This window comes from Micromonospora sp. CNZ322, assembly GCF_007827755.1.
The window spans coordinates 147,596-163,499 of the sequence record NZ_VITD01000006.1; the positions used below are offsets into that span (position 1 = coordinate 147,596).

General features: G+C 71.4%; 10 protein-coding genes and 2 pseudogenes. 6 read left to right on the forward strand and 6 right to left on the reverse strand.

Annotation, left to right across the window (positions count from 1 at the left end; all coding sequences use genetic code 11):
- Positions 1-5: 5 nt before the first annotated feature.
- The 5 genes and pseudogenes from FB453_RS16590 to FB453_RS16600 all read left to right on the forward strand — a co-directional run bounded on the left by FB453_RS16590 (position 6) and on the right by FB453_RS16600 (position 6,733).
- Positions 6-2,063, forward strand: a complete 2,058-nt coding sequence (locus FB453_RS16590; RefSeq protein WP_145791301.1) for a DNA topoisomerase IV subunit B — start codon at positions 6-8, stop codon at positions 2,061-2,063.
- A gap of 112 nt (positions 2,064-2,175) precedes the next feature.
- Positions 2,176-2,604 (forward strand): annotated as a pseudogene (locus FB453_RS34910) (DNA gyrase subunit A); the annotation flags it as partial.
- Positions 2,602-3,210, forward strand: a pseudogene (locus tag FB453_RS34915) (LAGLIDADG family homing endonuclease); the annotation flags it as partial. The pseudogenes FB453_RS34910 and FB453_RS34915, both read left to right, overlap by 3 nt.
- 270 nt (positions 3,211-3,480) lie before the next feature.
- A complete protein-coding gene (locus tag FB453_RS16595; RefSeq protein WP_486480316.1) occupies positions 3,481-5,964 on the forward strand; it encodes a DNA topoisomerase (ATP-hydrolyzing) in 2,484 nt (827 codons plus the stop codon).
- A gap of 250 nt (positions 5,965-6,214) precedes the next feature.
- The gene (locus FB453_RS16600; RefSeq protein WP_220090132.1) at positions 6,215-6,733 is read left to right on the forward strand and encodes a TrmH family RNA methyltransferase; all 519 of its coding nucleotides are present in this window, start codon (positions 6,215-6,217) and stop codon (positions 6,731-6,733) included.
- Between the two features lie 201 nt (positions 6,734-6,934).
- On the opposite strand, the gene FB453_RS16605 is transcribed toward FB453_RS16600, so the two are convergent.
- Complete coding sequence (locus tag FB453_RS16605) at positions 6,935-7,507, reverse strand: peptidoglycan-binding domain-containing protein (protein WP_186718333.1); 573 nt, start codon at positions 7,505-7,507, stop codon at positions 6,935-6,937.
- A 349-nt stretch (positions 7,508-7,856) separates the two neighbouring features.
- Here FB453_RS16605 and FB453_RS16610 point away from each other — a divergent pair, with 349 nt between their 5' ends.
- Positions 7,857-10,667, forward strand: a complete 2,811-nt coding sequence (locus FB453_RS16610; RefSeq protein WP_145791306.1) for a BTAD domain-containing putative transcriptional regulator — start codon at positions 7,857-7,859, stop codon at positions 10,665-10,667.
- A 14-nt stretch (positions 10,668-10,681) separates the two neighbouring features.
- On the opposite strand, the gene FB453_RS16615 is transcribed toward FB453_RS16610, so the two are convergent.
- The 5 genes from FB453_RS16615 to FB453_RS16635 form a co-directional block, all read right to left on the reverse strand.
- Complete coding sequence (locus FB453_RS16615) at positions 10,682-11,317, reverse strand: alpha-ketoglutarate-dependent dioxygenase AlkB (RefSeq protein ID WP_145791308.1); 636 nt, start codon at positions 11,315-11,317, stop codon at positions 10,682-10,684.
- 69 nt (positions 11,318-11,386) lie between these two features.
- Entirely contained in the window at positions 11,387-12,463 is a 1,077-nt protein-coding gene (locus FB453_RS16620) for a spore coat protein (protein ID WP_145791310.1), read from the reverse strand.
- Positions 12,460-13,233 carry a glycosyltransferase family protein gene (locus FB453_RS16625; RefSeq protein WP_486480301.1) on the reverse strand — a complete coding sequence of 258 codons (774 nt, stop codon included), beginning with the start codon at positions 13,231-13,233 and terminating at the stop codon, positions 12,460-12,462. Before FB453_RS16625 ends, FB453_RS16620 begins: the two co-directional genes overlap by 4 nt.
- Positions 13,230-15,056, reverse strand: a complete 1,827-nt coding sequence (locus FB453_RS16630; RefSeq protein ID WP_145791313.1) for a class I SAM-dependent methyltransferase — start codon at positions 15,054-15,056, stop codon at positions 13,230-13,232. The genes FB453_RS16625 and FB453_RS16630 overlap by 4 nt, the downstream gene beginning before the upstream one ends.
- Positions 15,046-15,894, reverse strand: a complete 849-nt coding sequence (locus FB453_RS16635) for a hypothetical protein (RefSeq protein WP_145791315.1) — start codon at positions 15,892-15,894, stop codon at positions 15,046-15,048. Before FB453_RS16635 ends, FB453_RS16630 begins: the two co-directional genes overlap by 11 nt.
- Positions 15,895-15,904 lie beyond the last annotated feature (10 nt).

Here is a 15,904-nt window from a genome sequence, read left to right on the forward strand (position 1 = left end):
ACCAGTTGACCGCAGAGCCTGACACCCTGTACGGGGCCGATGACCTCACCCACCTTGAGGGGCTGGACGCTGTCCGCAAGCGGCCCGGCATGTACATCGGTTCCACCGACAGCCGTGGCGTGGGTCACCTCGTCAACGAGATCCTCGACAACTCCACCGACGAGGGTGTCGCCGGTCACGCCAGCCACGTCGAGGTGATCCTGCACGCCGACGGCTCGGTGCAGGTCGACGACGACGGCCGCGGCATCCCCACCGACGTGCACGCCAAGTCCGGCATCTCCGGCGTCGAGCTGGTGCTGACCCGGCTGCACGCCGGCGGCAAGTTCGGCGGCTCCGGCTACAAGACCTCCGGCGGTCTGCACGGCGTCGGCGCATCGGCGGTCAACGCGCTGTCCCGCCGCTTCGACGTGACCGTCCGCCGGGCCGGCAAGATCCACGCGATGTCGTTCCGGCACGGCGTCCCGGGCATCTTCGACGGCGACGGGCCGGACGCACCCTTCACCGCCGGCCCCGGGCTCCAGGTGACCGGTGCCATGAAGCGCGGCCAGCGCACCGGCACCTCGATCCGCTGGTGGCACGACGCCCGCTACTTCGAGACCGGCGCCGCGCTCGACGTCGACGCCGTCCGGATGAAGCTTCGCAACACCGCGTTCCTGGTCCCCGGCGTGTCCTACCTGCTGCGCGACCTGACCGGTGAGGCGCCCGCCGAGGAGCGGTTCCACTACCCCAACGGGCTCAGCGACATGGTGGAGTTCCTCGCCCCGGCCGGCGATCGGCCGGTCTCCGGCACCCTGCTGGTCAACGGCGAGGGCACCTACCGGGAGAACGCCGCCGACGCCAACGGCGTCATGCAGTCCAACGTGCAGCGTCGCGCCGAGGTCGAGGTGGCGTTCCGGTGGGGCACCGGTTACGAGCGCACCGTCGAGTGCTTCACCAACACCATCCGCAACGCGCACGGCGGCACCCACCGCAAGGGTTTCGAGCGGGCCCTCGTCCGCGCGCTCGCCGACGCCATCCGCAACACCCGCGGCCTGCTCAAGGCCAAGGAGGAGCCGCCCACCCTGGACGACGTCCTGGAGGGGATGACGGCGGTGGTGCACGTGCGGATCCCCGAGCCGCAGTTCACCTCGCAGACCAAGGACGAGCTCTCCACCACCGGCATCACCAAGGTTCTCCAGTCCCTGGTCGATGCCCACATCAAGGCCTGGCTGGAGGACCGGCGCACCAAGGCCGAGGCGCGCACCGTCCTGCAGAAGATCGTCGACGCCGCCCGGGTGCGACTCACCCAGAAGCAACAGAAGGACGCCGCCCGGCGCAAGACCGCCCTGGAGGGCGCGTCCATGCCGCCGAAGCTTGTCGACTGCCGGGCCACCGGCATCGATCGCAGCGAGCTGTTCATCGTCGAGGGTGACAGCGCCCTGGGTACGAGCCGGATGGCCCGTTCGTCGGAATACCAGGCGCTGCTGCCGATCCGCGGCAAGATCCTCAACGTGCAGAAGGCCAACCTCCAGCAGGTTCTGGACAATGCCGAGTGCGCGGCCATCGTGCAGGTCCTCGGCGCCGGCTCGGGGCGCACCTTCGACCTCTCCGCGCTGCGCTACGGCCGTGTGCTGATCATGGCCGACGCCGACGTGGACGGCGCCCACATCCGTACGCTGCTGATCACCCTGTTCGCCCGGTACATGCGGCCGCTGATCGAGGCCGGTCGGCTCTACGCCGCGATGCCGCCCCTGCACAAGATCACCACCAAGGGGCGCAGCCCGCAGACCGTCTACACCTACACGCAGGCCGAGATGGAGACGACGGTCCGCAAGCTGGAGAAGGCCGGCAAGCAGATCGTCACGCCCATCCCACGGTTCAAGGGTCTCGGTGAGATGGACGCCGACGAGTTGTGGGACACCACGATGAACCCGGCCACCCGGGCCGTGCGTCGGATCACCCTCGATGACGTCGACGCCGCCGAACGCATCCTCGAACTGCTGATGGGCGAGAAGGTCGAGCCGCGTCGCAACTGGCTCATCGACTCCGCCGACCGCGTCGACCGGGATGCGATCGACGCATGAGCGAGCGACAGTGAGCGAATTTTTGGTACAGCGCGATGGTGCCTCATGCCGTTGCGAAGCGAAGCGAAGCGACGGCATGAGCGCCCGTTCCGTTCCAGTGGAGAGCTGAGTCATGGCACGCCGTAAGGAAAACAAGGTCGACCTCTCCTCGTTCGACCAGGCCGGCGCGCGGGTGTTCGACAACCCGCTGGTCACCGAGGTTTCCGACTCCTACCTGGAGTACGCGTTCTCGGTCATCCACTCCCGAGCCCTGCCCGACGCCCGCGACGGCCTCAAGCCCGTGCACCGGCGCATCCTCTGGTCGATGTACGAGCAGGGCTACCGCCCCGACCGCGGGCACGTGAAGTCTGCCCGAATTGTCGGGGACTGCTTCGTTGCCGGCACACTCGTCTCGACGCCCGACGGTTTGCGGGCCATTGAGGAGATCGAGGTCGGGGACCTCGTGCTGGACGGCGACGGAGCGTCCGTACCGGTGACTGCTGTCTATCAGAATCCAGTGTCCGATCTCGTACGCGTGACCTGGAGCAACGGGCACACGATGCTCGTCACGCCGGGCCAGCGCTTCCGCGTGGTCGCCGATGACCTGTCGGTTCAATGGGCGGAGGCTCGGGATCTCCCCGGGCGACTGGCATTGGCGTACGGCAGTCGCCGCAATGCGGTGTCGACGCCTACTGGTGACGTCTACGACTATGTGCGCGGGCTGCTGGTGGCTGAGGGCTTCCCTGCCCATCGGTCTCGCGAAGCGGACGGCCGGGTCCGGATCCACATGTGTGACGTCGAGCCGCTGGATGTTGCCCATGGTTGGGCCATCGCCAGCGGGCTGAACGTTTCCCGAGGAAAGCGTGAGGCCGAGAATCCGCTGCATCGCGACCAGCACATTCTGACCTTCAGCCGGCACGAGGGGCTGCTGGAGGCCACACGTCCGCTCAGCCGGGACAAACACGTGCCGGGCGACATCATCGCGAACCGATCGGCATGGGTGCCGTTCCTTGCCGGCTTCTTCGACGGGGATGGCTACGTCCGTAAGCGCTTCAGGGAGATCGTCTTCGTCAGCACGAGCGAGGTGCTGGTGCGGCAGATCTACGCCATGCTTGCCGACCTGGGGCTGCACGGGCACCACTGGACCAGCGGTCGCGCCTCCGCGGGTAACCCGCTCCTTGGTCTCTCGGTCAGCGGTCGGGACGCCGCTGACCTTGCCCGGTTGTTGCTGCCCTGGGTGCGGATCGGATACAAGCACGACGGCTTGCAGCGGGTCGCCGAGATCGGCTACGAGTACAGCGGCAAGCAGGGCAATGACCGGTTGCCGTACGGCCCGGTCATCGCGGAGTTCACGGCGGCGCATCAGGGCGGCGGGTGGTTCCGGGACCAGGACGGACAGGCGTTCCGTGACTCGCTCTCGGCAAGCGGTGGCCCGAAAGTGCGGTATGGCAAGGACCGCAATGGCGTTCCGCTCGCGGACCGGTCGTTCCAGTTGGAGCGGGCGGTACGAGACGGATGGATCCACAAACTCCACCGCCTTGGCTCACCGCTCGCTGCTCGGCTCGACGCGTTGGTCGGCAGTTCGTTCCTGCGGGTCACGTCGGTTGAGGCGGTTTCGCCCGACGTCACGTACGACATCCAGGTCGGCAGTGATGAGCACGCGTTCGTCGCCGAGGGCTATGTCGTTCACAACTGCATGGGTAAGTACCATCCACACGGCGATACGGCGATCTATGACGCGATGGTCCGCCTCGCGCAGGACTTCTCCCTCAACGTGCCACTCATCGACGGGCACGGAAATTTTGGATCCCCAGACGACGGCCCGGCCGCCTCGCGTTACACGGAAGCACGCATGTCCCGCGAGGCCATGCTGCTCGTCGGTGAGCTGGGCGAGGACACCGTCGATGTCGAGCCCAACTACGACGGGTCGCTGACCCAGCCGACCGTGCTGCCGGCGGCCTTTCCCAACCTGCTGGTCAACGGCGCGTCCGGGATTGCGGTCGGGATGGCCACCAACATGATCCCGCACAACCTGGCGGAGGTCGTCTCCGCGGCCCGCTGGTTGATCAACCACCCGGACGCCACTCTGGACAAACTCATGGAGTTCGTCCCCGGCCCCGACCTGCCCACCGGTGGGGTGCTGCTCGGCCTGGACGAGGTGCGCAGGGCGTACGAGACCGGGCGTGGCGTGGTGCGGATGCGCGGCAAGGTGGAGATCGGCCCGATCGAGGGCAGCCGGGGCCGTCAGGCGATCACAGTGGTCGAGCTGCCCTACGGTGTCGGCGCGGAGAAGGTCATCGCCGCGATCACCAACGAGGTCACCAAGACCAAGCGGCTGACCGGCATCGCCGACGTCAAGGACCTCACCGACCGGGAGAGCGGCACCCGGCTCGTCGTCGAGTGCAAGGTGGGGGTCAACCCGCAGGCGCTGCTCGCCGACCTCTACCGGCTGACCCCGCTGGAGCAGTCGTTCGGCGTCAACAACCTGGTCCTGGTCGACGGGCAGCCGCGCACGCTGGGCCTCAAGGCGCTGCTGGAGGTCTTCCTGGCCCACCGGTACGAGGTGGTCACCCGGCGCACCTCGTACCGTCGGCGCAAGCGTCAGGAGCGGCTGCACCTGGTCGACGGTCTGCTGATCGCGCTGCTGGACATCGACGAGGTGGTCCGGCTGATCCGGGGCAGCGACGACGCGCAGGCCGCGAAGGACGGGCTGATGAGCCGGTTCGGCCTCTCCGACATCCAGGCCACGTACATCCTGGACACTCCGTTGCGTCGGCTGACGAAGTTCGACCGGATCGAGCTGGAGGCCGAGCAGGAGCGGCTGCGCGCCGAGATCGCCGAGCTGAGCAAGATCCTCGACGACGAGCGGGTGCTCCGGAAGGTGGTCTCCGACGAGCTGGCGGCCGTGGTCAAGCAGTTCGCCACCGAACGTCGTACGACGCTTGTCGACGGTGACCTGAAGGAGGTGCTGGCCGCGTCCGCGCCGGCCGGCCCGCTGGAGGTCGCCGACGACCCGTGCCAGGTGATCCTCTCCGCGACCGGGCTGGTCGCCCGGACCGCTGCCGAGTCGGAGGAGAGCTCCGAGGGGCGCCGACGCAACGGCCGGGTCAAGCACGACACGGTACGCGCCATCGCGCACTCCACCGCCCGTGGTCGGGTGCTGCTGTTGACCAGCGCCGGTCGGGCGTTCAAGGTCGACGTCCTGCCGCTGCCGGTGCTGCCCGAGCAGGCGGGCACTGTGTCACTGCGTGGCGGTATGTCCGCGGCCGAGCTGGTGCCGTTGGCGGCGGGGGAGACCGTTGTCGGCCTGGCCCCGCTGGGCGGGCAGGCGGAGGGCTCACCGGGGCTGGCGTTGGGCACCCGGCAGGGCGCGGTGAAGATCTGCTCGCCGGAGTGGCCGGTGCGCTCCGACGAGTTCGAGGTGATCGGTCTGCGCGACGGTGACGAGGTGGTCGGGGCGACCTGGCTGGCCGATGGCACCGAGACGCTGACCTTCGTCACCTCGGAGGCGTCGCTGTTGCGCTTCCCCGCCGGGTTGGTCCGGCCGCAGGGCCTCAAGGGCGGCGGTATGGCCGGCATCAACCTGCCGGCCGGGGCGCGGGTCGCGTTCTTCGGCGCGGTGCGCACCGACGATCCGGGGCATGGCGAGCCGATGGTGGTCACCTCCACCGGCGCGACGGTCAAGGTGACGCCGTTCAAGGCGTACCCGGCGAAGGGCCGGGCGACCGGCGGCGTGCGCGCGCACCGCTTCCTCAAGGGTGAGACGGACGTGGCCGTCGCCTGGGTGGGCCCGCGACCGGTCGGCGCGACCGCCACCGGCGATCCCGTGGAGCTGCCCGCGGCGGACCCACGCCGTGACGGCAGCGGCTTCGCGGTGATGCTCGGCCCGACGGTGGTGGGCCACCTGATCGAACGAGACTGACCCACCCACCTGCGCCGTCGCCCGAGGATGCCCGGGGTGCCAGGTCCGCCGAGATCGTGCTCGATCCTGGAAGTAGTGGCATCACCGACGCGGTGATGCCACTCGATCCTGGGTCGAGCACGATCATGCGGGGTGGGGTCTCCGCCAGCGCGGTATGGTGGTGCCCTCTGTTGTCGGTGAGGGTCCGGGTGCACCGCGAAGCGCCCCTCAACATGATTTCTTCTCTGTCCGGCGGAGTCGCCGGCGCGGCGTGAGCGCCGCCATCCGGGTCCGGCCGAGGCGTGAGCTACGCGCCGCCCGCCGTCCCCGGCCACACCGCTGCTGGGGTCACCTGATCGCCGCGCCGCTCTGGCCGCTGCACGGCGCGAACCTGGGCACCCTGTTGCGTACGTGCGACGCGGTCGGCGCCTGCCTCGCCGTGCCACCGTTCCGTTGGGTGGACGAGGCAGTGGCCCGGGGCAACACGCTGCGGCGGCCGGGCTGCGTCCACCGGGTCGGCAGTCCGCTGCAATGGCTGGCCGCCGAACGGGCCGCCGGCACCCGGGTCCTCGGGGTGGAACTGGCCGACGAGGCCGTCCGGCTCGGAGATCTGCCCGCCGCTCGGGGGCGCACCGTGGTGCTGCTGGGCCACGAGGCGACCGGCATCCCGCCCGAGGCGCTCGACCAACTGGACGCGGCGGTGGAGATTCCCATGGTCGGCCACGGCCACAGCCTGAACGTCGCGGTAGCCGGCTCCCTGGTCCTCTACAAACTGGCCGGCCTCCTCTAGTACGGTGCCCGGTCGCCGCTGGATCAGTGGCGATCAGGCCGGAGAACCGCAAGGTAGGTCCGGACAACCGGTCCCGTCGCGCTCGGACCTACCTTGCGAGTCGCTGGTCACCGCGTGGGGGTCGGGCCACTCGCGATATTTCTCTTCCGGATCGGCACACGGGCTGGCCCGGCATCCGCCCCGTCGTGGTCCTGGGCGAGGTCAGCAGGTGCGGGAGTTGTAGGCGGCCCAGTAGGGGCCGCTGCCCTGAGGCGGGTAGAACCGGTAGTTCCCGTCGGGCGAACGCTGTAGGACGAACTGGTGCGAGCCGTACGGGCTCCGGGAACCCGTCGCCCCGTGGTACACCACGTACAGCCACCCGTTCTGGTTGTCGTGCTGCACCAGCGTGTCGCCGGCCTTCGTCCAGCTGTTCCGGCCTGCGGAGCCATCCGCCGAGAGGCCCTTGTCGCGCTGGAAGTTCCTCGTCGCGGCATCGGTCTGGTCGCCGAAGACGCCGTCGACCCCGGACGAGGGCAGGTACCCATTCGCCCAGAGAATGGTCTGCCAGAGACAGGCGACGTTCGAGTTGCGGTGCGTGGTGACGTTGGTGACGCCTTCGTCATCGAAGTCGTCAGACACCGCGCCGGTGCCATGGACGAACGCCCGGCCCGTGTAGGAGCCGCTGGCCGCGGCCGGCGTGGCGATGGTGACGTTGATGCCGATGGCCAGTGCCGCGCCGATGGCGGGCACTGCGACTCTCTTGAGGACGCGGCGGGTGGAGCGGAGCGACGACATGTATCTCCTCTGGTCGGGATTCATGAGGGGCAACGGTGCTGCGGCGTTGCGCCAGCCGGCGGTGTCACACCTGGCACGACGAGGCGAGGTGGCCTCGCGCCAGGTGTGGACAGACGGTCCCGTTGGGCCTCGCGCCACCGTCGTGCAACCAGGCCTGGCGATCGGTGCTCTTGGATGGGGCGGTGAGGACGGTAGAACCGTCCTCACCGCTCCGGGCCCCCCGTGGAGAAGGTACGGTGGGGCCGGTACAACCGCCGTACAACTCACGCACAGCTCATCTACTCGCCCGCGTCATCCGGGTGCTGTACGCGTGGCGGCACATGGCAGCGCCCACATGTGAGGTGCCTGGTTGCGTTTCGAACTCCTTGGCCCGTTCCGGGTGTACCGCGACGGCCGGTCGGTTCCACTGGGCTCGGTGAAGCAGCGTCTCCTGCTGGCGACCCTGCTGCTGCGCCCGAATGAGGTCGTCGGCACCAACGAGTTGGCCGCGATGCTGTGGGGCGACGAAGAGCCGGCGTCGGCCGCCGCGAATTTGCGCACCTATGTGCGCGGGCTGCGGCGGTCGCTGGGCGGTGGGGCGACCTGGGATGGGATAACCGCTGCGGCCGGCGGCTACCTGCTGCGGGTGGGCCCAGACGAACGGGACGTGGACCTGTTCGACGCTGCGGCGGCGCGGGGCCGCGAGGCGCTCGCCGTTTCCGATCTGGACCGGGCCGAGGCCGAACTCTCCGCCGCGGTGCGCCTGTGGCGTGGCGCGCCGCTGTCCGACCTGCCGCTGCGCTCGACACTGGCTCGGCGGGTGGCGCAGTTGGAGGAGCGCCGGCTGCTCGTCGAGGAGGACTACGCCGAGGCGGTGCTGGCCCTCGGCGCGTCGGCCGATGTCGTGCACCGGTTGCGCGGCCTGCTCGACCGGCATCCGTTGCGGCAGCGGGCGTGGGGCCAGTTGATGGTGGGCCTGTACCGCATCGGAGACGTGGCCGGCGCACTGGATGCTTTTCGGCAGGCCCGACACGCGCTGGCGGAGGAGACTGGCCTCGATCCCGCACCGGAGCTCGTCACGCTGTACGACGACATCCTGCATCACCGCCCGGGCCTGACGGCGCAACCGCCAACGGGGCCGGACCGGCCGGCGCCGGAGACGACAGTGGGGCCGCTCATTCAGCGCCCCGAGCAACTGCCGCGTGCGGTGCCGGAGTTCGTCGGACGCAGCGTCGAGCTGGCGGGCCTCGACGGGCTTCTGCACGGCGGGGCTGAGGGGCCGACGAGCGGGGCCATCTCTGTGGTGTCCGGCATGGCCGGAGTCGGCAAGACGGCGCTGGCGTTGCACTGGGCGCACCGGGTTGCCGACAGCTTCCCGGACGGCCAGCTCTATGTGAACCTTCGTGGTTACGACGAAGCTGGCGCGGTGTCCCCGCCCGACGCCCTGTCCGGCTTCCTCGAAGCGCTCGGTGTGCCCCACGCCCGGATACCCTCCGACATGGAGGCCCGGACTGGTCTCTACCGCAGCCTGCTGGCCTCCCGTCGGATGCTCCTGGTGCTCGACAACGCTCGCGACTCCGCCCAGGTGCGCGCCCTGCTGCCCGGTGCGGGCCGCTGCATGGTCGTGGTCACCAGCCGTGACCGGCTCGGCGGCCTGATCGCCGCCGAGTGTGCCACGCCGTTGACACTGGACGTGCTGACGGCGGAGGAGTCGAGGAGCCTGCTCGCCAGGCGTCTCGGGGTCAGCCGGCTCGCCTCCGAGTCGGTGGCGGTGGCCGACATCATCGAGGCCGCAGGCCGGCTTCCGCTGGCACTGTCGATAGTGGCGGCGCGTGTCGCGACCCATCCCACGTTCCCGCTCAGCGCGATCGCCGCCGAACTGCACTCGGCCGAGGCGAGGCTGGACGCGTTGGCCGACGGCGACGTCCGGCGCGTCTTCTCGTGGTCGTTCCTGGCCCTGGGGGTGAACGCGGCCCGGCTGTTCACCCTGCTTGGGCTGCATCCGGGCCCGGACCTGACCACCGCCGCGGCCTCGGCGCTCGCCGGTGAGTCGGCTGCGGCCGTTACGCCGATCCTGCGGGAACTGACCCGGCTCCATCTGCTGGCGGAGCACGCGCCCGGCCGGTTCGCCTTCCACGATCTTCTGCGCGCCTACGCGGCCGAGCTCGCACAGTCGTCGGAGCGCGGCGACGAACACGTCGCAGCCCGACATCGCCTGTACGACCACTACCTGCACTCCGCCTATCCCGCCGCCCGGCTACTCCAGCCGCAGTGGCCCCCGATCGAGCCGATGCCGCCGCTGCCCGTACCCGCCAGGCCGTCGGTGACCGGTCACGACGGCGCTCTCGCCTGGTTCACGGCGGAGCATCGAGTGTTGGTCCGGGTGGTCCGACAGGCCGCCGAGAACGGCTTCGAGACGTATGCCTGGCAGATCGCGTGGGCGCTGACCACCTTCGTGGCGCCGCGCGGCCTCTGGCAGGACCAGCTCGCCATCCAAGAGGTCGCGCTGGGTGCCGCGGAGAAGATCGACGACCTCGCCGGTCAGGCCGTCGCCAACCGGCTGGTCTCCCGCGCGCTGACCCGACTGGGCGACCGCACCACTGCCGAGTACCGGCTCAAGCGAGCGCTTGAGCTACACGAACGTCTCGGCGACCCGATCGGCCAGGCCCAGACGCTGCACAACTACTGCGAGCTCTGCTACCTGGACGGCCGGCTCGACGAGGCGCTCGCACACGGTCGCGAGGCGCTGCGGCTCTACCGGCTGGTCGGCAATCACGCGGGCGAGGCCCGGACGCTCAACGCGATTGGTTGGCTGCTCGCCAGCACCGGCGACTATGTCCAGGCCATCGCCAGCTGCAGCGAGGCCCTCGACCAGCAACGACGGACCGACGACCGCAACGGTCAGGCCGCGACGCTGGACAGCCTCGGCTTCGCCTACGACCGCCTCGGTGAACGCGACCGCGCGGCCAACTGCTACGAGCAGGCGATCGCACTCTTTCGTGACTCCGCGGACCGGTATCACGAGGCGGAGACCCTCATCCGACTCGGGGACACGCGGGAAGGGATGGGTGACCGGAACGCTGCCGCTGCCGCTTGGCGCCTGGCCGCGCGGATCTATGAGGACGTGGGCGACCCCGCAGTCGAGGAGGTCCGCCACCGCCTCGAACGTCTGACGCCCTAGTGCAGGGCCCACGGTCAGGCGACGTTGTGGGGGCGGAACTGGACGCTCACCCGGGGGCCCACGGGTCGGGTGGTCTTGGGGATGGCGTGCTCCCAGGTGCGTTGACACGAGCCGCCCATGACGATCAGGTCGCCGTGGCCCACCGGAAAGCGCTGGCTCTCGCCGCCGCCGCGTGGGCGCAACAGCAGCGGTCGGGGTGCTCCGAACGACACGATCGCGACGATCGTGTCGGTGTGCGCCGAGCGACCGATGGTGTCGCCGTGCCAGGCCACGCTGTCGCGCCCGGAGCGGTAGAGGCACATGCCGGCGGTGACGAAGGGCTCGCCCAACTCGGGCGCGTAGTAACTGGTCAGCGCTGCCCGCGCGGCGGTGAGCACGGGATGGGGGAGTTGCCTCGCGCCGTCATACCAGCAGAGCAGGCGGGGCACGTCGACCTCGGCGTCATACATGGTGCGCCGCTCGGCACGCCAGGGCACCTCGGTGAGCAGGGTGTCGAGGACGGTGTCGGAGCCGCGCACCCAGCCGGGAAGGTGGTCGACCCAGGCGCCCCGGCTGAGCTGGTGCCGGCGGATCTGGCCGGGCAGCGGCCCCAGGGTCGGCCCGGCGTCGGCCAGGTCGAGCATCGACGGCTGGTAGGCGGCCTGCGTCATACGGCCACACTAGCAGCACTTTCGTACACCCGTGCTAGTGTCGGCCCGGTCCGACCTGGCCTTCCGCGGTCAGCCGGGGACGGCGGCGGCGCGTACGGCGTCGAACACCGCGTCCACCACCCGCGCCCGGCCCTGCCCGTCGACGGTTGACCAGGCGCGCGCGGCGAGCGTCGCGCGCCGCTGCGGCGAGCTGAGCAGCCCGTGCAGGGTCCGTGCCGCCGTCGCGCGGGCGGCTCGTCCGGCGACGCCACCGGCGGTCAGCTCCGGCAGCTCGCCGAGGCCGGCGGCCAGGCCGTGCCGCACCACCCGGGTGTACGACTCACGTTGGTTGTCGACCACGCAGACCAGTGCGCTGGGTGCGCCGAGGCAGCAGAGTTCCCAGGTGGACGTGCCGGCGGCGCTGACCACCAGGTCCGCTTCGGTGATCAGTGCCGGCAGCGAGGTGGTGGGCGGTACCGGTCGGATGGTCTGCCCCCGGCCGGGGGCGACATCGTCGACCTCCGCCTCGATCTCGGGTCGCCCGACGATGACAGTGAGGTCCATCGGGTGGCCGGTGGCCACCAGCACCCGGGTCAGGACCGGCGCCGCGCCGACCGCGTCGGTGCCGCCGAAGAAAGCCAGCACCCGGGGGCGGCTGACCGCCGTGGCGGGCGGTACGACCGGCGGCCGGGCGCTGATCACGGTGTCGCGCAGCAGGGCGTACCCGGTCCCGGCGAGCAGCCGGCCGGGCAGCTCCGCTGCGGACCCCGGCCCGGGCAGCTCCGCTCCGAAGTTCTGGTCGAGGTAGAGGTCCGCGACCTGGCCCCGGCTGTCGCCGTCGATGATGGCGAGGGTGTGGACGCCGGCGGCGCGCAGGGCGCCGGCCCCGGCCGGGTCCAGTTCGTAGGAGTCGAGGACCAGCACGTCCAGGTGGTGTCGGCGGGCCACCTCGACCAGTTCGGCCGCCGAGTCCGGGCCGGGGAGCAGCGGGATGCCCCGCGCGGCCAGCTCCGCGGTTGCCCAGTCGAGCCGTTCGACGGCGCCGAACACTGTGACGTCGGCGCCCCGGGCGAGGAACTCCTCGGCGAGCGCCAGGCAGCGGACGAGGTGGCCGACGCCGCGCCGTGGCCCGGCGTCGCAGCGCAACCCGACCCTCAGGGTACTCAGGACTCCTCCAGGTGCTTCTGTCGTACGTCGGCGTTGAGCACCCGCAGCCGGGGCTGACCGTCGAGCCAGTCGGCGAGCTTGGCCAGCGGCACGCTGACGTCACCGAAGTGGTCGATGATTGCCCTGACCAGCGTCCAGTCCTGCTCGGTGTCGAGGGTGAGCCGCAGCGCGGAGCGGTCCGGCGTGAGCGTCACCCCGAGCACCCGGAACAGCTCCGGATGGGTGTACGCGTACGAGGTGACGTGCACGCGGTGGTGGTCGGTGGCGAGCCGGCCCAGGGTACGCAGCGTCTCCGCTCGGATGATCTCGACGTCCAGCCCTCGGGGCAGGGTCCGGGCGATCGACGTGCTGGCGTAGTCCAGCCCGGGGACCGCCCGGTACACCGACGCGACCAGGGTGATGATCTCCGGGTCGAGCAGAGGGCAGTCGGCGGTGAACCGCATGACGGCGTCCCCCGGGTGCGCCGCGAGGGCACCCAGGAACCGGTCCAGCACGTCGTCGACCGGCCCGCGGTGGCACGGCACGTCGAGCCGCGCGCACTCGGCGGCCACCGCATCGTCGACCGTGTCGGTGCTGGTGGCGACCACCAGGTCGGCCAGGACGCCGCTGTCGGAGGCGGCGCGTACGACCCGGCCCAGCACGGAGCGTCCGGCGAGCGGGCGGAGCACCTTGCCGGGCAGCCGGGACGAGCCCATCCGCGCCTGAACGATGCCGACGATCCGTGGCCCCGCGTCGTCCGCGGAGACCCCGGGTACCGGTACGCCGGTCACTGCTGCTCCTCCTGCTTGGGGGCCAGCACCGCGGTGGCCCGACGTTTTGCGGCGCGGGCACCCCGCTTGGCCAGGCGGGCCGGGGTGATGGCGAGCCGGCCCACCCGGTAGCTGAGCGACCCGCTGAGCAGGCCGATCGTCGTCTCGGCCCGGCGCAGCGCCCGTTCTCGCGAGGTGAGCAGCTCCTCGGTCCACGCGGTCAGCGCGGCCAACCGGGTGAGTTCCTCGCGCTGGCGCAGCCACGCCTCGCGTAGCTGCTGGTAGCTGTGCCCGCCGACCGGCGGGTCGGTCGGCGCGACGGCGTGCAGCTCGGTGGCGAGGCCGACAGTGCCGTCGGCGCCCAGCCCGTGCAGCGCGGCGGCGATGGCCGCCTCGGCCGCGACCGCCTCGCTGACGGTCGCGCGGTCGAGGTCGTGACCGGCGAGTCCGCCGAGCACCACGGTCAGGCCCGCGACGTCGAGAGTGGACGACCACGGGTGGGCGTACCCGCCGATGAGCAGGCCCGCGGCGAAGCGCCACAGCCCGCGGGCGAGCACCACGTCGCCGGGCAGCGCGGCGGTGGCCCGCCAGCTGGGGTCGAGCACCCCGTACCGCTCGCCGTCGACCACCACGTTGTCGGTGCCGGCCAGCGCCGCCGCGCCGGCGATTCGGCCGTCGGTGTCGGCCTGGTCGGCGAGCCAGCCCGCGTACCCGCGCAGCAGCGCGCGCAGGGCGGCCAGGTCGCGGCGCAGGGCCGCGTCGAGCAGCAGGGTACGCAGCAGCCGGCCGGACGGCACCGGTCCGGACAGCGCATCCGCGTCCCGGTACGCGGCCTCGCGGCTGGCGAACGGCGCGACGGCCGGCGTCGTCGCCTCGGTGGTCGGGATGAGCCCCCAGCGCCAACCCGAGGGGCCGTTCAGCACCTCCAGCACGCCGATCCCGGGGCGACCGGTCTGCACGAGAGCCACCGGCAGGTCCGCCTCGACGGTCGGCGTGGTCGGGTCCGTGGGGTCGGCGGGCCGGTGGGCGAGGGTCAGCCAGCCCGGTGCGAGGTCGGCGGCGCGCCCGGCGTGCAGCGCGTCCACAGCGAGCCGGGCCGGGTCCTGGAGCACTGTGGCGCTGGTGAAACCCCCGGCGCAGGCGCCGTGCAGCACCGCGTCGAACAGGCCGGAGCCCGCGTCCCGGTCGAGGTGGTCGGCGTCCAGCAGCGCCGTCGGGGTGCTGACACCGGGGTACGCGGCCCAGCACGCGGCCGGCCGCAGCCCCACGGCGCCGAGCCGCTCGCGCAGTTGGTCCCGGTTGGCCGGGTGGGCCCGGTCCAGCACGCCGCCGATCGCCCAGGCGGAGTCGTCGCGGCGGGCGTACCAGGGGGTGGTGTCGACCAGCCGGTGCAGGCCCAAGGGGTTGTCCAGGCGCAGCAGCAACGCGCCACCCGGTCGCACTGCGGCGACGAGTCGCGCCAGCACAGCGTCCCAGCCGAGCCGGGTGCCCTCCACCGACTCCACCGGGTCCAGCCCGGCAGCGGCGATCACCACGTCGTACGTCTCGTCGTCGGGCAGCCCGGCCGGGCCACCCACCACCACGCGGGCGGCCCGGTGCGCCAGCGCCACCGCGTCCGGGTGGCTGCGCAGCAGGCAGGTGACCTCGGCGTGGGTGAGCTGGTCGAGCAGCGCCGGGTCGTGTGGACCGGCCACCAGGACCCGGGCGCCGGGCGGCACCAACCGGGCGGCCAGCGCGGCGAGCGGCCCCCCGTTGGCCAGCCGTTCCTGCGGCAGGTCCGACCAGGCCAGCATCTCGCCGCCCGGCAGGGTGATCCGGTCGGCGGGTGCCGTCTCAGTCGTCACGGTCTTCCTCTTCCTCCTGGAGGTTCGCCCAACCGAGCAGCTCGCGTAGCTCGGCTGGCGTGCAGCGGTGGTCGGTGCCCAGCTCGGCGCGGGCGATCTCGACAGCGGTGGGCAGGTCGACAGCGGTGCCGTGCAACTGCGGCCACTGCCGTCGGATCCGAGCGGTGCCGCCGAAGGTGGGGTCCTCGTTGGACAGGATCATCGGGTCGCCGTAGACCGCCGGCTCGCACCCCGCCGCGATGCCGTAGAAGATCGCGCTGGTCAGCCGGTTGGACGCTACCCGGCGGTGACGGCGCAGCTCGGTGAGCTGTCGGTCGAGGAACTCCGGGTCGGTGTCCTTCCACCAGTGCCCCCGGTAGCCGTGGCAGATCACCCGGAACCCGGCGCGCTCGTAGAGCCGGCGCACGTTGCGCATCCGGTACTCGTGCCAGTAGAGGCAGACAGTGACCGGGCCGGGCTCGGTGTCCTGGATGAGGGCGATCAGTTTGCGGTGGTCGCCCTTGACGTGTTGACCCTCCCAGCCGTGGAACGGGTACCAGATGGTGCCCTCCCGCTCCTCGGCCGGTGGTTCCTCGGGTCGCATGGCCAACAGGTAGCTGAACGGCGCGCCGATGACGACCACGTTGCGTCGCCCCACGGACCAGGCCCGGCGGCGGGTCTGCTCCGACCAGAGCAGGCTGGGGGTGCGTTCGGCGTACGGGTGGCCGGGGGCCAGGCCGTCACCGATGTTCCAGCCGTGCTGCACGTACCCGTTGATCCGGGGCGGGTGCCGGTCACCGAGGCCGGCGTACCGGGCCAGCACGTGCGCGTGGCCGTAGAAGTGGTTGGCGTGGTGCATCAGGTTCCCA